At 37.2% G+C, this 21,267-nt stretch carries 25 protein-coding genes and 1 tRNA gene; 4 read left to right on the top strand and 22 right to left on the bottom strand.

Annotated features, from left to right (window positions below; translation table 11 throughout):
- Positions 1 to 88: 88 nt before the first annotated feature.
- The 8 genes from radA to nfi all read right to left on the bottom strand — a co-directional run bounded on the left by radA (position 89) and on the right by nfi (position 6,861).
- Positions 89 to 1,459 carry a DNA repair protein RadA gene (radA, locus tag OOL07_RS00780; RefSeq protein WP_264694224.1) on the bottom strand — a complete coding sequence of 457 codons (1,371 nt, stop codon included), beginning with the start codon at positions 1,457 to 1,459 and terminating at the stop codon, positions 89 to 91.
- Between the two features lie 4 nt (positions 1,460 to 1,463).
- A complete protein-coding gene (gene alr, locus OOL07_RS00775; protein ID WP_264694222.1) occupies positions 1,464 to 2,534 on the bottom strand; it encodes an alanine racemase in 1,071 nt (356 codons plus the stop codon).
- A 41-nt stretch (positions 2,535 to 2,575) separates the two neighbouring features.
- Positions 2,576 to 3,967, bottom strand: coding sequence for a replicative DNA helicase (dnaB, locus tag OOL07_RS00770; RefSeq protein ID WP_264694219.1), 1,392 nt, complete (start codon positions 3,965 to 3,967; stop codon positions 2,576 to 2,578).
- A gap of 65 nt (positions 3,968 to 4,032) precedes the next feature.
- Entirely contained in the window at positions 4,033 to 4,485 is a 453-nt protein-coding gene (gene rplI / locus OOL07_RS00765; RefSeq protein ID WP_264694217.1) for a 50S ribosomal protein L9, read from the bottom strand.
- Between the two features lie 43 nt (positions 4,486 to 4,528).
- A complete protein-coding gene (gene rpsR, locus OOL07_RS00760; RefSeq protein WP_264694214.1) occupies positions 4,529 to 4,753 on the bottom strand; it encodes a 30S ribosomal protein S18 in 225 nt (74 codons plus the stop codon).
- A gap of 84 nt (positions 4,754 to 4,837) precedes the next feature.
- A complete protein-coding gene (gene rpsF, locus OOL07_RS00755; protein ID WP_264694212.1) occupies positions 4,838 to 5,245 on the bottom strand; it encodes a 30S ribosomal protein S6 in 408 nt (135 codons plus the stop codon).
- A 145-nt stretch (positions 5,246 to 5,390) separates the two neighbouring features.
- Entirely contained in the window at positions 5,391 to 6,176 is a 786-nt protein-coding gene (gene rlmB, locus OOL07_RS00750; RefSeq protein ID WP_264694210.1) for a 23S rRNA (guanosine(2251)-2'-O)-methyltransferase RlmB, read from the bottom strand.
- Positions 6,177 to 6,204: 28 nt separating this feature from the next.
- Positions 6,205 to 6,861: a deoxyribonuclease V gene (nfi, locus tag OOL07_RS00745; RefSeq protein WP_264694208.1), complete on the bottom strand. Its 657-nt coding sequence runs from the start codon at positions 6,859 to 6,861 to the stop codon at positions 6,205 to 6,207.
- A gap of 53 nt (positions 6,862 to 6,914) precedes the next feature.
- Between nfi and OOL07_RS00740 the strand changes: the two genes are divergently transcribed.
- Positions 6,915 to 7,163, top strand: coding sequence for a glutaredoxin family protein (locus tag OOL07_RS00740; RefSeq protein WP_264694206.1), 249 nt, complete (start codon positions 6,915 to 6,917; stop codon positions 7,161 to 7,163).
- 20 nt (positions 7,164 to 7,183) lie between these two features.
- On the opposite strand, the gene OOL07_RS00735 is transcribed toward OOL07_RS00740, so the two are convergent.
- The 7 genes from OOL07_RS00735 to gspE form a co-directional block, all read right to left on the bottom strand.
- Positions 7,184 to 7,585, bottom strand: a complete 402-nt coding sequence (locus tag OOL07_RS00735) for a hypothetical protein (RefSeq protein WP_264694204.1) — start codon at positions 7,583 to 7,585, stop codon at positions 7,184 to 7,186.
- Between the two features lie 96 nt (positions 7,586 to 7,681).
- The gene (locus tag OOL07_RS00730; RefSeq protein ID WP_264694202.1) at positions 7,682 to 8,014 is read right to left on the bottom strand and encodes a DMT family transporter; all 333 of its coding nucleotides are present in this window, start codon (positions 8,012 to 8,014) and stop codon (positions 7,682 to 7,684) included.
- 28 nt (positions 8,015 to 8,042) lie between these two features.
- Positions 8,043 to 8,456, bottom strand: coding sequence for a type IV pilus modification PilV family protein (locus OOL07_RS00725; protein ID WP_264694199.1), 414 nt, complete (start codon positions 8,454 to 8,456; stop codon positions 8,043 to 8,045).
- Entirely contained in the window at positions 8,449 to 8,895 is a 447-nt protein-coding gene (locus tag OOL07_RS00720) for a GspH/FimT family pseudopilin (RefSeq protein ID WP_264694197.1), read from the bottom strand. The genes OOL07_RS00725 and OOL07_RS00720 overlap by 8 nt, the downstream gene beginning before the upstream one ends.
- A gap of 73 nt (positions 8,896 to 8,968) precedes the next feature.
- A complete protein-coding gene (gene gspG / locus OOL07_RS00715) occupies positions 8,969 to 9,409 on the bottom strand; it encodes a type II secretion system major pseudopilin GspG (protein ID WP_264696293.1) in 441 nt (146 codons plus the stop codon).
- Positions 9,410 to 9,424: 15 nt separating this feature from the next.
- Positions 9,425 to 10,657 (bottom strand): type II secretion system F family protein, encoded by a 1,233-nt coding sequence (locus tag OOL07_RS00710; protein WP_264694195.1) that lies wholly within the window; start codon positions 10,655 to 10,657, stop codon positions 9,425 to 9,427.
- 4 nt (positions 10,658 to 10,661) lie between these two features.
- The gene (gene gspE / locus OOL07_RS00705; protein ID WP_264694193.1) at positions 10,662 to 12,383 is read right to left on the bottom strand and encodes a type II secretion system ATPase GspE; all 1,722 of its coding nucleotides are present in this window, start codon (positions 12,381 to 12,383) and stop codon (positions 10,662 to 10,664) included.
- Between the two features lie 170 nt (positions 12,384 to 12,553).
- Between gspE and asd the strand changes: the two genes are divergently transcribed.
- Positions 12,554 to 13,438, top strand: a complete 885-nt coding sequence (gene asd / locus OOL07_RS00700) for an archaetidylserine decarboxylase (RefSeq protein WP_264694190.1) — start codon at positions 12,554 to 12,556, stop codon at positions 13,436 to 13,438.
- Between the two features lie 10 nt (positions 13,439 to 13,448).
- Here the strand turns inward: asd and rnr are convergent, their stop codons facing one another.
- Complete coding sequence (gene rnr / locus OOL07_RS00695; RefSeq protein ID WP_264694188.1) at positions 13,449 to 15,614, bottom strand: ribonuclease R; 2,166 nt, start codon at positions 15,612 to 15,614, stop codon at positions 13,449 to 13,451.
- A gap of 61 nt (positions 15,615 to 15,675) precedes the next feature.
- On the opposite strand from rnr, the gene OOL07_RS00690 reads away from it, so the two are divergent.
- Positions 15,676 to 15,762, top strand: a tRNA-Leu gene (locus OOL07_RS00690).
- A gap of 40 nt (positions 15,763 to 15,802) precedes the next feature.
- Here the strand turns inward: OOL07_RS00690 and OOL07_RS00685 are convergent.
- The gene (locus OOL07_RS00685; RefSeq protein WP_264694185.1) at positions 15,803 to 16,717 is read right to left on the bottom strand and encodes a hypothetical protein; all 915 of its coding nucleotides are present in this window, start codon (positions 16,715 to 16,717) and stop codon (positions 15,803 to 15,805) included.
- A gap of 171 nt (positions 16,718 to 16,888) precedes the next feature.
- On the bottom strand, positions 16,889 to 17,173 hold the full coding sequence (locus tag OOL07_RS00680; RefSeq protein ID WP_264694183.1) for an HU family DNA-binding protein: 285 nt from the start codon (positions 17,171 to 17,173) through the stop codon (positions 16,889 to 16,891).
- Positions 17,174 to 17,297: 124 nt separating this feature from the next.
- On the opposite strand from OOL07_RS00680, the gene OOL07_RS00675 reads away from it, so the two are divergent.
- The gene (locus OOL07_RS00675) at positions 17,298 to 17,738 is read left to right on the top strand and encodes an RrF2 family transcriptional regulator (protein ID WP_264694181.1); all 441 of its coding nucleotides are present in this window, start codon (positions 17,298 to 17,300) and stop codon (positions 17,736 to 17,738) included.
- 24 nt (positions 17,739 to 17,762) lie between these two features.
- Here the strand turns inward: OOL07_RS00675 and OOL07_RS00670 are convergent, their stop codons facing one another.
- From OOL07_RS00670 to OOL07_RS00655, 4 genes are all read right to left on the bottom strand, one after another.
- Positions 17,763 to 18,350 carry a hypothetical protein gene (locus OOL07_RS00670; RefSeq protein WP_264694179.1) on the bottom strand — a complete coding sequence of 196 codons (588 nt, stop codon included), beginning with the start codon at positions 18,348 to 18,350 and terminating at the stop codon, positions 17,763 to 17,765.
- Positions 18,347 to 18,964, bottom strand: coding sequence for an SCO family protein (locus OOL07_RS00665; RefSeq protein ID WP_264694177.1), 618 nt, complete (start codon positions 18,962 to 18,964; stop codon positions 18,347 to 18,349). Before OOL07_RS00665 ends, OOL07_RS00670 begins: the two co-directional genes overlap by 4 nt.
- Before the next feature lie 119 nt (positions 18,965 to 19,083).
- Positions 19,084 to 20,595, bottom strand: coding sequence for a cbb3-type cytochrome c oxidase subunit I (locus tag OOL07_RS00660; protein ID WP_264694175.1), 1,512 nt, complete (start codon positions 20,593 to 20,595; stop codon positions 19,084 to 19,086).
- Between the two features lie 29 nt (positions 20,596 to 20,624).
- On the bottom strand, positions 20,625 to 21,188 hold the full coding sequence (locus OOL07_RS00655; protein WP_264694173.1) for a cupredoxin domain-containing protein: 564 nt from the start codon (positions 21,186 to 21,188) through the stop codon (positions 20,625 to 20,627).
- Positions 21,189 to 21,267: the final 79 nt, after the last annotated feature.

Below are 21,267 nucleotides of genomic sequence, written 5' to 3'. Positions count from 1 at the left end.
TTCTATTAAAAAACATATTGGTTTTATTATAGTTGATAGGTAGATAAAAATTTTTTGAAAAGATATAAAAAATGAAGATTGTACTAAATTAACTCTTCAACGTTTCTAATACTTCACTAATACGGCTTACCGGAGTAATACGGGCTTCTTTAGGGATATGTTTAGGGAGGTTAGCTTTAGGTAAGATTGCTTGTTTAAACCCGTGTTTAATAGCAGCGGCTAAACGCTCTTCCCCCCCAGGCACAGGGCGGATTTCCCCTGTAAGTCCTACCTCCCCAAATAAAATTAAATCTTGTGGCAAAGGATTATCTCTCAAGCTAGAAACAATAGCAGCGAGGATAGCTAAATCTGCTCCAGTTTCATTCACTCGCACACCACCCACCACGTTAATAAAAACATCTTGAGCGCTAGGCATCATGGCACCATGACGGTGAATAATAGCAAGGAGCATGGCTAAACGATTAGGTTCTAAACCCACCGTAACTCGCCTTGGACTAGCTAGGTGGCTATCATCCACCAAAGCTTGTACTTCTACTAACAAGGGGCGGCTTCCCTCTCGAATCACAGTAACTGCGCTACCTGGTACTGACTCTTTACCTCGAGCGAGAAAAATAGCAGAAGGATTATTTACTTCTCGCAATCCTTGCTCGGTCATAGAAAAAACTCCTAGTTCATTGACTGCTCCAAAGCGGTTTTTGACAGCACGGAGGACTCGAAGTCGTTCGCCATCATCTCCTTCAAAATAAAGCACTGTATCCACCATATGCTCTAATATTCGAGGACCTGCTAAAGCTCCATCTTTAGTTACATGACCCACTAAAATGACGGCAACTCCATTCTGTTTTGCATAACGAAGTAGTTGACCGGCACTCTCTCGTACTTGAGTTACGGTACCAGGTGCAGACTGAAATTGCTCCGAATACAGAGTTTGAATAGAGTCTACTACCATTACCAAAGGCTGTTCTTTTTCAGCTACCGCAAGAGATCGTTCAATTAGGGTATCAGCAAGAAGCCGTACTGGGGCTTTAGCTAGGTTTAATCGTTGCGCTCTTAGATAAATTTGAGCAAGAGATTCTTCTCCCGTAAGATAAAGTACTCGACCTTGCTGGGTAATCCCTATAGCGGCAAGTGCTTGTAAAAGTAAGGTAGATTTACCTATGCCAGGATTGCCTCCTATTAATACTACAGAACCTGCTACTAACCCACCTCCAAGTACCCGATCTAATTCAGAAAGACCTGAAGGTAGTCTGAACTCCGTATTGCTCTGTACTTCTGCTAACGGTTGAACAGTACTCAAAGTACCTGAATAATTGGTATAACGCTCTTGCCGTGTTACTGGAGGGAGCTTTGATAGCTCCTCTAAGGTATTCCAAGAGCCACATCCGGGACATTGCCCTACCCAGCGAGTAGTTTCACTACCACATTGATGGCACTGATAAGCCATATTTTTTTTAGCCATGGTATTAAACTAAAATTCTAGGTACTCTTGGAGTAACTTGGCATACAAGTTCATACGGAATTGTACTTGCGCAGTGAGCAACTCTCTCTACAGGTAAGTCTTCTCCCCAAGCGATTACGGGATCTCCTACCTGAGCATTGAGTTGAGTACGTAAATCTACGGTAATCATATCCATGGAGACTCGCCCAATAATAGGAACAGGGGCTCCATTCACTAGTATAGGGGTTTCATTTTCTATATGGCGCGGATAACCATCTCCATAACCTAGTGCAACTACGCCTACAGGCATAGATTCTGGACAAATCCAAGTAGAACCGTAGCCTACTTTGTCTCCAGTATATAGATGTTGAATAGCGATTAATTGGCTCTTTAAGGTCATGATAGGTTTAAGCCCTAGTTCTGATCCTGTACGATCCTTAAAAGGAGAGATACCATAAAGCATTAATCCTGGACGTACCCAATCTAATTGAGATTGAGGATAAGCTATAATTGCTGCTGAATTTGCAAAACTACAAGGAAGGTTAATTTCTAAATGATTAAAAATTTCTAATTGGGCTTGGGTAAACGAATCACTAGATCTATCCGCATTAGCAAAATGACTCATCAGACCAATAATAGATGAAACTGATGAACAATTACGAATAATCGTAATAGCTTCATAGATCTGCCTAGGAGGAAATCCCAAGCGGTGCATACCAGTATCCACTTTAACCCATACGGAAATTGGATTAGGGAGTATTACTTGCTGCAATAGATTTAACTGAGAGATATGATGGATTACAAGACTCAAATGATGAGTAGAAGCGTGTTCTAAATCTGCTTTGTTTGAAACTCCACTAAGTAAGATAATAGGGCAATGTATTCTATTTTGCCGTAGCCTAATCCCTTCTTCTAATCTAGCAACCCCAAAAGAATCTACACCTCTAATTAGTAATTTTGCTACTTCTACGACACCATGACCATAACCATCTGCTTTAATAATTCCTATGACCTTACTACGAGGTGCTTTTTTGCGTACTATATCTAAATTATACTGTAGAGCAGCTGTGTTAATAAGTGCTTGAGGGTAATCCAAGAGGAAATTTAATTCACTTATTTACTAACTATATGTAATTTTTACTCATAAGGATTTTGAGTGTAATTTTCAAATCGAGTGTATTCTCCCCTAAAAGTTAAGCGCACTGTGCCAATAGGACCATTACGCTGTTTACCTATAATAATTTCAGCCGTGCCTTTCTCTGGACTATCTTCGTTATAGACTTCATCTCGATAAATAAAAATAATTAAATCTGCATCTTGCTCAATAGCTCCAGATTCCCGAAGATCGGACATAACAGGTTTTTTACTAGGTCTTCCTTCTAAGCTGCGATTGAGCTGAGATAAAGCTAGAACAGGTACATTAAATTCTTTAGCAATGGTTTTTAAATTTCGAGAGATTTCTGAAATCTCTGTAGCTCTATTTTCTTTACTACCCGGTACTTGCATGAGTTGTAAATAATCAATCAGAATAAGCCCTAAATTTTCCTGCTCTCTAACTAGTCTACGAATGCGGGCCCGTAATTCTGAAGGAGAAAGTGCTGGAGTATCATCAATAAAAATGGGAGCCTCATTTAAAGATTTAATAGCTATTGTGAGTTTAGGCCAATCTTCATCCCTTAAGCGTCCTGTTCTAACCCGTCCCTGATCGATACGCCCTATAGAAGACATCATGCGCATCACTAGCTGATCTGCAGGCATTTCCATGCTAAATATGGCAGTAGATAAGTGCCGTTTTACTGCGGCATATTCTGCAATATTCATTGCAAAACTAGTTTTCCCCATAGAAGGTCTACCCGCAATAATAACTAAATCTCCTTTCCCAAATCCAGAGGTAAGTGCATCAAAATCAACAAAACCTGAAGGAATACCAATAATGGGATTGTCTTGTTCATGTAAATAGGCAATCCGGTCAACTGCTTTTGTTAATAATGTTTTTATATCAAAAAAATTTTGCCTAACTCGATTACCTTGCTCTGCTATGGCAAAGATTTTTTTCTCTGCCTCATCAAGCAATTCCTTACTTCCTCGACCTTCAGGAAAATAACCACTCTGTGCTACCTCTGTACCAATATGAATAATTTGGCGTAGAACAGAGCGCTCCCGTACTACATCTGCATAGGCTTTAATATTAGCAGCGGTAGGGGTATTTTGTACTAAGGCTACAATATAAGGAAGCCCTCCTACTTTTTCTAAAGCTTGCTGATCACGCAGGTATTCCGAAAGAGTAATTGCATCACAAGGCTGGGAGGCTTCGATTAACCTATTAATCCCATCAAATAAAATAATATGCTCAGATTTATAAAAATCGTCAGGCTCGAGGATATCACCAATATGATCCCAAGCCTGATTATCTAATAATAATCCACCTAATACGGATTGTTCTGCTTCTACAGAATGAGGAGGAATTTTTAGAGAATTAAGATTCTTATCTTCTTGTTCTTGATAAATAAACCTACTTATTTCTCCCATATAAATACCCTATAGAGGATATAGGATATTTTTAAAATAAAATTAAATATACCTATGCTGATTTTCTAAGCTTCGGCAATAATAACTACTTTAATCGATGCTGATATATCTAAATGTAAATAAATTTCTAGATTATAATCACCTACTTGCCGTAATGGTCCATTATGTAGCCTAATCTCTTTCTTATGTACCTCAACCCCTGCTTTATTCAAGGTAGTAGCGATATCTGTAGCACCAATTGAGCCAAATAGCTTACCTTCAGCACCTGCATTAGCAGAAATTGTAACCGATCCTAAGGATTCTATTGCTTGTTTGCGTTTTTCTGCTGCCATAGCAAGTTCAGTCTCAGCTTTTTCTAATTCTGATCTACGAGATTCAAAATAAGCCTCATTTGCCTTTGTAGCAGGAACTGCTTTACCATTAGGAATTAAATAATTCCTTGCATAGCCTGGTTTTACAGATACTGTATTCCCAAGGGTCCCTAAATTTAATACTTGCTCCAGTAATATGATTTCCATTATCTTTTCCTACATATTGATGAATATTTAAAGATCAAACTAATTAATGGTGATCACAGTAAGGGAGCAGCGCTAAATAGCGTGCACGCTTTATCGCTTTAGATAGTTGTCGTTGGTATTTTGTTTTAGTCCCTACAATTCTACTAGGTATAATTCTACCTGTTTCAGTAATGTAGTCTCTAAGAGTTGCTAGATCTTTATAATCAATTTCCTTAACTCCTTCGGCTGTGAAACGACAAAACCTTTTACGTCTAAAATAGTGTGCCATAATCTATCTTCTATAACCTATTGCAATATAATAGTTAACAATTAAAATTTTAACACCGACCAGGTGCTCATTAGTGTCTAATTACTAGGTATTACTATCCTCATCCTCATCTTCTGATTCAAAGCGATTATGCCTAGAATAATTTGAGTGAGAATCATGGTGGTGCCCAGCCTCTTCGCCCTTAACTAAAAATGAAGATTCTGTAATTGCCTCGTCTCTACGGATCGCTATATTCCTTAGTATGGCATCATTAAATCGAAAAGCATTATTTAATTCTTCAAGTGCCTCTGAAGTGCATTCGATATTCATTAATACGTAGTGTGCTTTGTAAACTTTTTGAATTGGATAGGCGAGCTGGCGTCGACCCCAATCTTCTAATCGATGTATAGATCCACCATCTTTTTCAATTATTTGACGATATCGATCAAGCATAGTAGGCACTTGAGCACTCTGATCTGGATGGGTTAAAAATACAATTTCATAATGTCTCATACATGACCCCTTACGGTTTATAAAAGCTACCTTCTTTAAGTAAGGCAGCAAGGAGATAAATGATAATTATCTATATTCTATATAGAGATGGGAATTATACGATAGCTACCGACAAATCACAAAAAATCCCTAGATTTAAGCCTAATCAATTTAAATATCCTCGTTGGCGTTGAATCTCGAAAAGAAAAACACCAGTAGCTACGGAAACATTCAGGCTACCAATTGCACCACACATAGGGATAGATGCTAAGTAATCACAATGTGTTTGCACTAACCTTCTTAATCCTTTACCTTCAGCGCCTAATACCACAGCAATAGAACCTTTTAATTCCATTTGGTAGAGCGATGTTCCTTCGCTAACTACTGCACCAACCACCCACACTCCCTGATCTTTTAGCTTATTTATAGTTCTAGTTAAGTTAGTAACGGTAATAAAAGGGACTCGCTCTGCTGCACCACTTGCTACTTTACGTACTGTAGATGTTATCGATACTGCTTGATCTTTAGGAACAATGACGCCATGGACACCTGCTGCCTCTGCAGTACGTAGACAAGCACCTAGATTATGGGGATCCTGAATACTATCTAAAATAAGTAAGAAAGGAGAATCAGTTAAACCTTTCAATAGGGTAAACAATTGATCTTCAGTAGTAGGTAGCTGGGTTAAAAATTGAACGGCAACTCCTTGATGATTCGCACCTAAACTAAGATCATCAAGATTTTTCTGAGTAACAAAAAAAGGAGTAACCCCTCGAGTATATGCAAGGATCTTAATTTTTTCAATCTGCTGATCTTCTCGATTCTGATTAATCCAGAGCGAGATAATTTCTGTACTCTCTTCTGTAAGTACGCTACACACCGAATGTAATCCGTAGGCAAAATTTTCTTGGTGGCTATTTTCTCTATGAGAGTTTTTATATTTTTTATTCATAAGCGGCTAAAAAAGTAATAATTACTTACTATTTTCTGTTGCTTGCTAGTTTATCAGCCAAACGAGTAGGTTCAGGTAATCGATACCGGATAACACAAGCGAGAGAATATTTAATCGCAGTTTGCAAACTAATTTTATGTCCTATAGAGATGAAAATAGGTCGTACTCCTGCTTTAGTACGCAATACTACACCAATAGTTTCGTTTTTATCTATTAAAGACACCCAACTACCTACTGTATCTGGAATTGGATCATATTTTCCAATTAAGCGGGATTTACCTACACCAATACTAGGGATATTTGTTTCCACACCTACATGACAAGCATTACCAAATCTCCTCGGGTGAGCGATTCCATGACCGTCACAGAGAATTAAATCTGGTGCTTTATTTAACTTTGTTAAGGCAGTTAATATGGCAGGGCATTCACGGAAAGACAAAAACCCCGGTATGTAAGGCAATTGGGTCGGTTGTCGTATAACTACCTCTTCTATTACCTTTAAATTACTAAGAGATAGGGTTACCGCAGCTGCTCGGGTAATTTTACCTTGTTCTTCAAACCCTACATCCACTCCTGCAACGATTTTTATCTCTTTAAAACAATCCTCCCTAATCACTTGAGCAGAAAGTCGCTCTTGTTGCTCTTTTGCTTTATTGGGGAAATTAGGAAAATCAAACCAAGTCATGGAAGCTGATCATTATTATGTTAGTATCTATTTTTTAAGCTAGACCATAAACTATGGAAATCCCTACAGAATTTATCCTATACCATACTGCTGGTTGCCATTTATGCGATAAGGCACGGGCACTTATTGCTCAAATACCTTATCTAATTGTGAAAGAGATAGAAATTGGAGATAGTGCTCAGCTAATGGATTGTTATGGAACAAAAATACCAGTACTCTTTAGTACTAAAACACAAGCCGCGCTAAATTGGCCTTTTACCCTACAAGATATAATACAAGCTATCCAAGTAGATAAAAATTAAAAATTTAACAAAGCGAGCGATTATGGATGAGGAGGATCATATACCCCCATGGGTCGAATAGCATATTCTTTATCTACCAATTTTCCCTCTTTATCAAATTCATACGTAACTACATAAGTAGTACCTTGGTCATTACTCCAGTGCCCCTCTACGGGAACATCTTTAGTATACTGGTATACTGTATATTTTCCCTCTTCCTCTATTTTATCTGGGGTACCTAATAACTTTCGCACATCGGCTTCTGTAGTTTTATTATAAATTAAATTAGAATCTTTAAACTGTGCCCTTGCGGCTTCCTCGGTTCTAGGAGGAAGCTCATCGTCCATGCCAAAGGCCATATGTTTATAACTATCTATTTGAGGACAACCTGCTAAGAGGCCTGCAATACTAACGGTAATAAAGGTGAAAATAAATTTTTTCATTTTTTAATCAAAAAATTGATCTATCAAAATAATAGGTGATTTTAATCTAGTAAAGGATGAAATATATTCAATAGCAAATTCTAGCTTAAATACAATTTAATGTGCTATAGGTTTTGAAAAAATATTCATCACCAAAATACCTAGTGTAATAAATCCCATGCCAACAGTAGCAGCTAAATCTAATTTCTGCCCATAAATCACCCAAGCAGATATGGCTACTAAAACAACACCAGCTCCTGCCCATATAGCATAAGCAATACCTAGCGGTATCGTACGAAGTGTAAGGGAGAAACAGTAAAAAGCATTTAAATAACCAATAATCACTATACTTGTAAAGAAGGGTTTAGAAAAACCATTGCTCTCCTTAAGAGCCGTGGTAGCAACGACTTCACTAAGAATAGCAATTCCTAAATATACCCAGTCTTTCATTCTTTTAATCTTAAATAATGAATTTTACTTACATTAACCCTAATCTAAATGTATTTAAAGTAACTGTTCGTTTTTTATAAGTAGATTCCCAAAATACTTCAACTTTTACTTTATATAATACAGGGATTGAGCTAGCTTGGTTATTAAATCCTCCGTTTAACCCCTGGGTTGGATCGATCTGCTCATAAAGCGTAATAGTTGTACGCCAATGATACTTCTCATCAAATTCCCCCCCATTAACCCCTTCTAAATAAGGAGTTTCTATACCGATAGTAGCTAATTTAGATTCGGCAAGTGAAGTAGCATAGGTATATTCTTCCGAGAGCTGACTTGCGTTCATTCCCGTTGAAAATATTTGCAGCAGGACACCTAAGGAAATACTTAAAATTGCAAATGCAACGAGTACTTCCAATAAAGAGAATCCTTTTTCTTCTTTAATCAAGAATTTTAATTTGACCTGTAAGCCAATTAATATCTACTTGATATTTACTTGTTCCCCGTTCAAGGGTAACTCGTCCTCCAGTAGAAGTCCCATCTGGGAAAAACTTAATTTTACCCGATCTATCTGAATCTACTTGAGAGCGTGCGGTAACTAAATCAATTTCTATATTTTTAGGAAGAGAATATTTACGCTCCCTATCTGTAATCGTAAAGCTACGACTTTCTAGATCCAAAGTAAGGGCAGCTTCCTTATGATAAGTGATTGCGTAGCTACGGGTATATTTTAACCCAGCCGCTAGCCTTCGTGCTGCCCCTCTTATTTCAGTACCCGCTATTTTACCCTCTAACATAGGAGGGACTAAAGATATCATGATCCCAGCAAGGGTTAATACAACCAATAGTTCAACTAAAGTAAATCCTATTTGGTTTTTAGTAATCAAATAGATTTAAACTCTTTTTTTTAGTTGACAAATAGTTACTAATAACGAGCTAGACTAAAAATATACAGAGATACTACTCCCAGCTGGCAACATCTTGATTTTCCCCTTCCCCGCCTTCAACCCCATCAGCACCTAAAGAGTAAACATCAAAGGGACCGTGCTCTCCAGGAGAACGATAGTGATAATCATTACCCCATGAGTCTTTAGGTACTTGTTTTTTCTTTAAATAGGGGCCATCCCAATTCTTAGCACCAGCAGGTGCTTCTATCAGTGCTTGAAGCCCTTCAGATGTACTCGGATAATGCCCCACATCTAAACGATAGAGATCAAGAACAGAGGCGATATTTTCAATTTGAAGCCGAGTTGAATCCGATTTTGCTCCACCTAAGTATTTCATAACTTGAGGACCTACCAACCCTGCGAGTAGTCCTAAAATTACCAATACGACTAATAATTCAATTAAAGTAAATCCCTTATTTACATGGGATAATCTACTGAATTTTTTCAGTTTCATCATTATTCCTCTAAATTAAAACGCTAGATCATTTACACTTAAAATAGCAACTAAAATAGACATAATAATGCCTGCAATTACTACGCCTAAAGTAAGAATTAAAATAGGTTCTAGTAGAGCAAGCAATCGCTTTACAGTAGTTTCTACTTCTCCATCATAAGTTTCTGCCACTTGTCCCAGCATGTCTTCTAGCTGCCCTGTTTCTTCTCCAACTTTAATCATTTGTACTGCCATTCTTGGAAATAAACCAGTTTCTAATAAGGGATCGGCCATCCTATTCCCTTGGCGTAAAGAATTCGCTACTTCTCCAAGTGCTTCGGCTAATACTAAATTTCCTAAAGTATCTTTAACAATTTCTAATGCAGAAAGTAATGGAACGCCATTTAATAACAAAGTACTTAGAGTTCTAGATAGTCGAGCCATTTCTAATTTAGCAACTAAATCTCCCACTAAAGGCAATCGTAATAGCCATCCATCCCACTGATAACGACATTCTGGGATTTGTAATTGATAACGTGCTAATAAAACTATTCCTACAAAACCTAACAGTAATGCCCACCAATAATTTTGTAGTAATTCACCTGCAGCAATGACAATTTGAGTTGCTAGTGGCAGTGCTTTACCCGCACTATCAAATAATTGCTGAAATTGAGGTACAACAAAAGCCAGTAAGATAATCACAGAAAGCCCCGCAACACCTACTAGAATTATGGGATAAATTAATGCAGAGGTAATTAAGTTCTTTAAGGCTTTTGCACGCTCCATGAAATCGGCCAATCGCCCTAAAATAATATCTACTGCTCCACCTGCTTCCCCCGCTCTTACCATACTGATATACAGGGAAGAGAAATCTCCCTCTTGAGCTTCCATAGCTTCTGCAAGAGAAGCACCACCTCGTACTTTATTCTGTACATGAGCTAATAACTCCTTTACCGGTCCCTCATCGGTAATTTCTATTAAAATGCTAAACGCCCGATCTAAAGGTAATCCAGCCCGTAATAAAGTAGCCAATTCCCTTGTAATTATGCCAATTTCATTTTGATTAACCTTTTTTTTACTATTAAATAAGCTAATTCCATTCGTTTGTTTTGTTCGACGTACTCTCCCTGATCCTGATTCCTCAATTCTAATGGGAATATAGCTTTGACCATGAAGCCATTCAATAACACCTTCTTCCCCATCAGCACGATGATCCCCTTCTATAATTTCTCCAGATAGAGTTGTTGCTTTATAGTGAAAAATGGGCATGTGCTTAGTTATCCTGGCTTACCCGAATTACTTCCTCTAAAGTTGTAAACCCAGAAAGTGCTTTGCTTAGCCCATCTTCATACATGATTCGCATCCCTTCTTTTTGGGCTTGGTCTTGAATACTTCCAGAATCTGCATGTTGAAGTACTAATCGACGAATAGGATCGCTCATCACTAGAAATTCCATAATTGCTGCTCGCCCATGATAACCAATCCCTCCACAGTGCTCACAGCCTACCGGGCGATAAAGTACAATCTGATTTTCATTACTAAAACGATAGAGTTTCATTTCTTCTATAAGTTCAGGTAAAGCCTCATAAGGTTCAGCACAATGCTTACATAAAGTACGTACTAACCGTTGGGCTAAAATACCACTTACGGTAGAAGTAAGTAAGTAATCTTCAATCCCCATATCTAGGAGTCGAGTGATCCCTCCAGCCGCATCATTAGTATGAAGGGTGGAAAGCACTAAGTGTCCTGTTAATGAGGATTGTACTGCAATACTTGCGGTCTCCCGATCTCGCATTTCTCCAATCATAATGACATCTGGATCTTGGCGTACGATAGATCGTAGGGCACCTGAAAAGGTTAATCCAATTTGAGCTTTAACTTGTATTTGATTGATTCCCTCTAGTTGATACTCTACGGGATCTTCTACAGTTATAATTTTACGATCTGGTGTATTTAGTTTATTCAATGCGGTATAAAGCGTAGTACTCTTACCACTTCCCGTAGGACCGGTTACAACAATGATTCCATGAGGAAGTTCTAATACTTGTAAAAACCGAGTAAGTGTATCCCCCTCAAAGCCTAGTGCAGTAAAATCTAAAACTATATTACCTTTATCTAATAAACGAAGTACTACACTTTCCCCGTATAAGGTAGGTACGGTAGAGACACGTAAATCTAATTCTCGCCCTTGGATTCTAATTTGAATACGACCATCTTGCGGCAAGCGTCTTTCTGCGATATTCAATTTTGCCATAATTTTAAAGCGGGAAATCACTGCTGCTCTAGAACGAGCTGGAGGTGCTTCTACGTCCTGTAATACCCCATCTACTCGATAACGTACCCGTAGATTATTCTCAAAGGGCTCAATATGAATATCAGAAGCTCTAGATTCTATAGCCCGTTGAATAAGCAAATTAACTAAACGAACAACGGGTGCTTCACTTGCCATGTCTTTTAAATGCTGTACATCTGTTTCAGAATCATCATCTGCACCTAGGTGCTCAACAATTTGACCCATGGCAGATTTACTACTCCCTGCTTGACGTTCAAAAAATGCGTCTAGTTCAGAAGGTAATGCAATTTGTAATTTTACGGATTTACCATAAGCTAATGCGATGGCATTTTGTACATAAATATCTCCAGGATCAGCCATAGCCAATGTGATAGACTTATTTTCCTCTAGTATAGGAATTGCTCTAGATTCTTTGAGAAATTTAAGGGATATTTGTTTCTCTGGTTCTTCATAGGAATCATCGGCTGCTGTCCATAAAGGTAAAGAAAGTAGAGCAGAAAAAGCTTCAGCGACATCTCGTTCAGAAACTAAACCTAATCGAGCAAGCATAGTTGAAAACCGTATCCCTTCATCTACTGCAAGTCGTTTTGCATGTTGAGATTCAGTAGGACGTAACTTTCCTTGATCAATTAAATATTGGCTCAACTCTTCATCTAAATTTTCTATATTAGATCTAGAAATTACAGCGGATGATTGTTCCATAAAAATATATGATTTAGTGATTACCTAAATATAGATAATTTTAAAAAACACATGGTGGCTACTACCTAGCATTTAATTCCTAGATAATGGGGTAGAATAGATCAAACTATTATAGTCAAAGACAACCTATGTTATCTTTAAAAAAGAAAAAGGACAAAAACATCTAATTTATGGCTAATAATGCCTCACATCGGCTTCGAGACTGGTTATTGAGTTTATATCAATACTTATTACCTCAGCATATTTTATCTCTACTAATATATCACTTTACGCGACATAAAATTCGTTGGCTTACCCAGTTAGAAATTCACTTATTTAGGATCATTTTCAGGGTAAATATGGATGAGGCAAAAATCCCTTATGCTAAAGAGTATCCTAATTTTAATACTTTCTTTAGCCGTGCATTACGAGAGAGTGTACGCCCTATTGCTAAACATGGAGAAATTGCCTGTCCAGTAGATGGCCATATTAGTCAAATCGGCACATTAAATCGTGGAAAACTAATTCAAGCGAAGGGCTGGCATTATCAACTTACTGATTTACTTGGTCATCCTCAAATTAGTTTAGATTCTTTTTACCAAGGATCTTTTGCTACTTTTTATCTCCACCCCAGAGATTATCACCGGGTCCATATGCCATTAGATGGACATTTAGAAGAAATGATTTATATTCCAGGTCGTTTATTTTCTGTTAGCCCTAAAACAGTCAATGGCGTACCTCATCTTTTTTCCCATAATGAACGAGTAATTAATATATTTAATACTGAAATAGGTCCTATGATTATGATTCTTGTAGGTGCTATTTTTGTTGGGAGTATTGAAACAGTGTGGGCTGGTCAAATCACACCACCCTATCAAGGTCATACCCGCCATTGGGGTTACACAGAAGAAAACAAGATACCTAAGTTAAGTAAAGGTCAAGAAATGGGTCGTTTTAATATGGGATCTACGGTAATCCTAATTTTTCCTACTAAATCTATGAAGTGGCTATCTCATTTATCTCCAAATACACATGTACTAATAGGTCAGAGTGTAGGTATTTTAAATAAAAGTTAGTAATTATTATTTAAGTGAGTAGCAAATCTATTTTTCGCTCATCCATATTCACATGTGCTACATTAACTAATAATTTATCGCCTAGCTGATAAGTTTTGTGGGTTCGTTCTCCTACAAGCTGGTAATTAGCAGAATCAAAATGAAAATAATCTTTATCCAAAGCACTGATATGAATCAATCCTTCTATATAAATATCACAAAGTTCAACAAATAACCCAAACCCAGTTACCCCAGTAATTAGACCATTAAAGGTTTCGCCTACTTTATTTACCATATATTCACACTTGAGCCAATTTATCGCATCTCGAGTTGCCTCATCTGCACGTCGCTCTGTCATAGAACAATGAGCACCTAAATCTAGCGTATTTTCTTTATTATAGGGAAATGTTTGTAGAGCTCTTTTTTCTAAGATATGATGGATACCCCGATGCACTAATAAATCTGAGTAGCGCCGGATAGGCGAAGTAAAATGGGTATACTCTTTAAGTGCTAGCCCGAAGTGGGTACTATCCGTTGATGTATAGACTGCCTGTTTCAAGCTACGTAATATAGCAGTTTGAATTAAATGAAAATCTGGTCGTTCTTGAATTGAATGTAACAACTGAGAAAAATCCTTACTCTGTGGATTATTACCCCCTAGTAGTTCTACCCCCAATTTTCCTAAAAATTTTCGTAAATCAAGTAGTTTTTCCTCTGCAGGATGCTCGTGGGTACGAAAAAGACTGGGGATTTTATTTTGCTTTAAAAAATGCGCAGCAGCAATATTTGCTAAAATCATAAACTCTTCAATGAGTCGATGAATAGGAGTGCGTACTCTGAGTTGAATATTTTTTATCTTTTGATACTTATCAAAAATAATTTGACTTTCCTCTATTTCAAAATCAATTGTACCTCGGCGAACTCTTGCTTTATGCAACACTTGATAGAGTGCGTACATTTTTTCCAGATGGGGTAATAGAGAATGATAAGTTTTTTTAAGCTCTAGATTATTTTTTAGTAGCATTTCAGCAACTTGCTGATAGGTAAGACGAGCAGCTGATTTAACTATTCCAGGATAAAAGTTAAAATTATGTAAACCCCCACGTGGACCAATTTCCAGTTCACAAACAAGTGCTAATCGATCTTCTTGAGGCTTAAGAGAACATAAATTGTTGGAAAGAACTTCCGGTAACATGGGGATAACTTGGTTTGGAAAATATACTGAGTTACCTCGCTCTTTTGCTTCATCATCTATCGCAGAATGTATAGGCACATACTGGCTTACATCTGCAATAGCTACCCACAATCGCCAATTCTTTCCTTCTTGTGATGCATAAACTGCATCATCGAAATCTTGAGCATCTTCTCCATCAATAGTGACTAAGGGTAATGTTCGTAAATCTACCCGCTTTTCGATTTCTATTTTAGAAATATTAGGTTTAAATTTTTTTACCTCCTTTAATAGCTCTTTTGACCAATAATGAGGCAAGTCGTAATTATAAATAGCAGTTTCTACTTCTATATTCGGGGTTTTATAATCTCCTAATATTGTAGCAATCTTTCCAATTGGAGGTGTTTTATTAGTGGGTTGTTGTGTAATTTCAGCAACTGCTATTTGATTAGGCTTAATACCTTTTTGAAATTTTGTAGGAATAAGAATATCTTGATTTAATCGATGATTACTAGGGATTAAAAAGCCTTGTTTTTGTTCTATAACAAAACGCCCTACAATTTGCTTATTACCATGTCTTAAAATCTCTACAATACTCCCCTCTTTTCGATCTCGTTTATCTATACCAATAACACGAGCAATCACCCTATCTCCATGGAGTACAGAGCGCATCTCTTGTATAGAGAGATAAAGATCTTCCCCCCCCTCATCGGGAGCTAAAAAACCATAACCATCTCGATGACCGATAATTTGACCAGAAATAAGCTTTGGTTGAGATACAATACTATAAGCACGGTGATGATTACGGCTAATTTGGCCTTCCCTAACCATTGCTTTAAGGCGTCGGTAAAAGGCCTTCTGAGACTTATTATCCTTTAATCCTAGGTTTTTTATCAGATCTCGGGAAGTAATCGGTTTATTTTGGTGTTTTAAACACTCAATAATATATTCTCTACTAGGTATAGGCTGGCCATACTTTTGGCACTCACGAGTGAAATAAGGATCTTCTTTTTTCCATTTATCCATTGACAAGTCATCTTTAGGTAAGTACAGTTTGTTTGCCTTAGAATCATTTCTTTTTAAAACTGCCGAGGTGGCGGAATTGGTAGACGCGCATGGTTCAGGTCCATGTGAGGGAAACCTTGTGGAGGTTCAAATCCTCTCCTCGGCACCAGATTACTAAAAAATATTTTTTTCTGAAAATACAGTTAGTATTAACGTCTCACCTTATTTATAACACCTATTGTGCTACAAATCATTCTTATAAAAAATGGGACAATCGTAGGTCTAACAAGACGCTGATCATAGCCGGATAAACGCCGCTCATTTTCGGACAAACAAATTTCAAGAAGATCAACTAATTGAATTTCTACACCAATTTGTTCTGCACCAGTAATTGCAAAATTAGCATCTCGTAGTTCTTTATTTTTATCTAATCCCTTAGCAAGACCAACTCGTTCCCATATTAGAAATACCCATACTGCTAAAATCCGAGTAAAAAACCAAGGTTTCTGCCATATTTTCAAATTACGTTTATACCAAACTACCCAGTTTACAAAGAATAGGATATGACGTGCTTCTTCTTGAATAACTGGCTCAAAAGTATCCGTCAACGCTGTCGGAAAAAAACCGGATCGTTTTGCACTTTCAAATAAGCCAAAAGCAAAAAAACTATCAATACATTCACTATAGCCCGTTACCATCCATGCCCACTCTGGGTTTTTAGGGACCATATAATGGGGTTCATAGGCTATGGTAACATTATAAAACTTAGCAAGCCTACTTAATACTTCTTTATGACGCTTTTCCTCAGCTGCATCCATATCTAAAGCAGCACGTAATGTTAAATCGTTGATTGTTTTTGCATAGGTAGCGACCCGGAGCGAAGCTCGCCCTTCAGTTTGTATTGCAATATCCCAAATAGGAAGGCTAGCTACTCGCTTTAATTCTTTATCGGAGAGCCTAGGCCAATCCATCACTGCAGGTTTATAGGGATTATGGGTTTCTAAAAGTAAAGAGCAGAACATCTCTTTATGGGTATCAGATCCTAGCCGGATAGATCCAGGCTTAGGATCTGACCAGTTTCGCATTTTATAATCAGCATCTGTAATTACGGTAGATGAGGTCATGATTACTTTTATCTAAAAAAACAATAGCTATTAAATTATTGAAAATTTAAGTAATAGAGAAACTCTATGACTATGCTGCTCATATAACAAATATGATCAAGTACGCTTGTTTTTAAATTTTAAAATTTAAACAAGCGTATTTGATCTTCTAAGGCAAAAATTTTAATAAAATTACTTCTTTTTCTTTTGCACCGATTCTTTAAGAGTTTTTCCCGCCTTAAAAGTAGGAATATTTGCTGCTTTTATAGTGATTTCTTCGCCAGTTTTAGGGTGTCTTCCTGAACGAGCTGCTCTAGTTTGTACTGTAAAAGAACCAAAGCCAATTAGACTGATCGTTTCCTTTTTCTTTAGAGTTTCAGTAATAGTTTGTAGAAAAGAATCTACTGCATGATGGGATTCTTTTTGAGACAAATTTGCTTTTGAAGCAACGAAATTAACTAATTCTGTTTTATTCATAGTTAGTATATTCTCCTAAACAAGTAATTGGATTGATTTGATTATGTATTTTATTTTAATTTAAGCTAAAATTAACATTTATTTTAAATAAATGTTATGTGTTGTTTATCAAAAGAGAAAAACTATGCAACTTACACAGTATACAGATTATTCTATACGGGTTTTAATTTATCTCTGCATCCATGATAAGCAACTTGCAACGATTAGCGAAATTGCAAAGAGTTATCATATTTCTCGTAACCACCTTGGGAAAATTGTGCACCATCTAGCTCTTTCCGGGTATATTAGCACTTCCCGTGGTAAAGGAGGCGGTATGCGTTTATCTCGTTCTCCTGAAAAAATTATTTTAGGAGACGTAATACGTAAAACTGAAGGTGAAATTCATCTTGCTGAATGTTTTAGCGACTTGCACAATACTTGCCCTATTTCGGCTTTTTGCCAACTCAAGGGTGTACTTTATGAAGCACGAAATTCTTTTTTTTCCGTACTAGATAGTTATACATTAGCTGATATTGTTAAAAATGAATGCAGCCTTCGTTGCGCATTACCCGCTAACACTATCTAAACTTTTTTTAATTTCTAACATCACTTATTTAATGATGTTAGAAATTAGCTTACCCCAACGTACGCCAAATAAAATTTGGAATGACCAGCTTACTGCCCAAATAGTACCAAGCATAAGTAGGCTACGACCTAAGATTTGCTGATCTCCAAGTAAATAATTTGCACACAAGCGATTCGGAAGGACTACATAAAGCCAGCCTAGACGCATAAAAGTAGCCCAGAACTCTAACATAAGTACTCCCCGAGCAATAGGAGGGAGTTGATACCAACTTAATCCAAGTGCTGTGCCAATGAATAAAGGTACAGTAATAAATTTTACAAGCTCAAAATATGGATCTGAAATAGCAGTATCTAAAGAACGTGGCAGCATCCAATAAAACATAGTAAAAACTACTAATACAGTACCGCTAATTCCCCAGCGATTCCATAAATTAATAGCCCCCTTAATTCTATTTGAGAGAGTGGGTACTATCCTCCAACCAATAATAGCTAATACAGGCAACTGTACCAACATATGCATTGTCATGCTACTTTCTAAGAAGTAACGTAGTGGAGGCAAAGCTAAAGATAGCCATAAAATATAGAGACTATATTTTGTTATTTTAGCTTTCATAATCTTTCGTTCGTAAGTATTTCATGTAAATAATCCTGTAAATGGTTATATTCATCATCACTAAAAATAGCGACTAACTGCCCATCAGGATTGATTATTTGGTAGCCAGCAGAATGAGTAAACCCCCCTTTTTTGTCAGGGATTACAATAATTTTAAAAAAATCTAAAATAGCTTGATTTTCATTGGTGCTAATAGGCCGTGCCGCAGACCAATAATTACTATTTGCACAAAAATGAGAGAGATGATTTCTAAGAACCTGCGGAGTATCTCGTTCAGGATCAAAACTAATACTTAGTAAATGTAATTTATTTTGGCTAAGTAATTCTTTGAAGTTAGTTTGTAGATCTTTTAATCCACTACCTAATATTAAGCAAGCATCAGTGCAAGAAGTATAGATAAAATCTATTACAGTATAGTGACCCTGCCACTCATCGGATAACATAGGATTTTCATTTTCATCCTCTAAATGAAAATTAGGCACCTTGCGTGGACGATCTCTAACTTCTACTTTTCGAGCAGTGTCTGTTGTAAATGCTCTACCCTTGTCTGTTGCTACCCATAAAACCGCTACCCCAGATAACCCTAGCAATACACTTAAAAGTAAGGTTCTCATAACTACTGATCCTCACAATACTAAGTTTTAGAAATTATTATCAATAAATTATCTAACTAGGTAATATGAAAATACATAACTGGGTTCGCCCCTAACTTTTAATTAGGGGCGAATTACAATTAATGTCTAGAATATCCTAAAGCTGGATCAGTTGCTTTAGGTAATTTAATAAATACCCGAACAGCAAACAGTAGTAGACCGAGCGTTACTAATACCCCTGCTATAGCACCCCATTGAGCATAAGGTACCCAAGGATCCATATGTACTGCCCAACGGCGAGGAATACCATGAGCTCCGCTCGTTAAGAATACTAATACAAGCATAAGTACGCCAGTAACATAAGTATATAGAGCAAGTTTCTCAATTAGTGGTGGATTTGCTTCATCCTCTGGAGTGGTAAAGAGATAGAGACTAAATCCGATAATCATAGGTAAAAGACCGAGGAGTAAGTAAAAATGGAAATGCCCAGGTACCCATAATGTATTGTGAAGTACTGAATTAAAGGCCATCATAGAATCAACAACAGCTGGGATACCACCAGCAGCCCATCCAAAAATGGAAAGCACAAGTAACTTAGCTGGGGTACTCCATTGAATACCAGAGCGGTAAACCATCATTAGAGTACCGTAACCGGTCACAATCATGACAGGTAATCCACTACAATAGGATAGTACTTGACCAGCAATGACTGCCCAAGCAGGCATAGGGAAATCCATATATAAGTGGTGAGGATAAACACCCATAATGGTAAAGACTGCTACAAACCATGCAGCATAAAATACCTTAGATGTGTGATATGGACGCTTAGTATAACGAGGAAGTAACTCATATACGGCAGGTACAGATGAGTAGATCGCTGCGTTAATAATAACATGACCAAAAAAGTAAATTAGATTTTTAACTAACAGTGGGTCAGGTTTAAATTCAGGATTAACCGCATTAATAAGCATAATAATTAATGCAACCGCACCGGCAGCAATTCCCATAAAATCAACAATTAATACAACTGTACCAATAGTGACAGTCACTGGATGATGGGTATCTAGAGGATCTTTCCCAAAAAGCTGTGTTACTCCTAAAGCACGGGCAAGGCTCCCATAACGTGAAAGTAGTCCACGGGCAATATCTAAAAGTAGAATTAAAAACCCAACCCCAATAAGGAGCAGACCTGAAAGAAACCCTATTGCAGCACCTACAGACCATACCCCAAGAGAAGTGGTTGGTAGTGGATATAGAAAGGTCCAAGCCCCTGCGTATCCTCCAATAAAGATAGAAGCAAGGATAATCACTACCCCAGTTAGAAAGATACAAAAATTAATCCAAAATATCTTAGTACTTAATTGAACATACTGGCGTAAGAAATACCACAGAATACTAAATCCGACGACACCAGAGATACCTACTACCCCTACACCATGCATCGTCATAATTTGGTAGAAAAGGCTATCATCTACCCCTGCTAGTTTTCCTTGAGCTGCACGCATGGTGGCGCCTGCAACCATCATAAGTAAGAAAACTAAAAAACCAGTAATAATATGAGTTTTTACTGCTACAAGTGCACTGCGATTCTCAGCATCACTATAGCTTATATCATCTGCACTATGGTTTGCGTGCTCTAGTTTAGTTGTCATAACTGCCTCACTCTATTTTACCTTTACTGCTACTTATCTAAATTTATATCTTTATCTTCTTCAGTATCTGCCTTCACAGTAAAGTCACTTACCATGCCATGATGAGCAAGCCCACAATACTCTAGACAAAGAATATGATATTTACCAGGTTTATCAAAAGTATAAACTAACTTATTAGTATACTCTGGCATTGCTTGTGTTTGACCAAGTAGATTTAAATCATCATCGTAGATACCAAACCCATGGTTCACATCTTCACTGGTTACTTCAAAAACTACAGGTTTTTGTGTTACTAAAGAATCAGTACTCATATCCCAATACCACTGATGACCAGTAACCTTGACAATTTGATTCTCCTTTTTACTGTCATAGTTCTTGGTTTGCGAAGGGATAGGGAAAGGATTAAGTGTTAGTAGTGTTAATACAACGCCTAAAACAACTAAAATATAAAACCACTTAGTTCGAAACGCATACCATGCTCCGCTAAAAGAGGAGTAATCTTCTTGTGTTTTGGCGCTATTGATTACAGTGTAGAACACTACGATAAGCGCCACCATACCAAATAGTGTTATTGACCATGCTATTGATTGCATTGTGTGTACCCTTTACTCATCATTGGTTTACCAAAAATTTAATGTATATTTATAATACACCTTTTACAGGTAAAAAAAA

Source organism: Candidatus Nitrosacidococcus sp. I8 (assembly GCF_945836005.1).
Lineage (GTDB): Bacteria > Pseudomonadota > Gammaproteobacteria > Nitrosococcales > Nitrosococcaceae > Nitrosacidococcus.
This window is presented reverse-complemented; position numbering and strand designations above follow the sequence as displayed.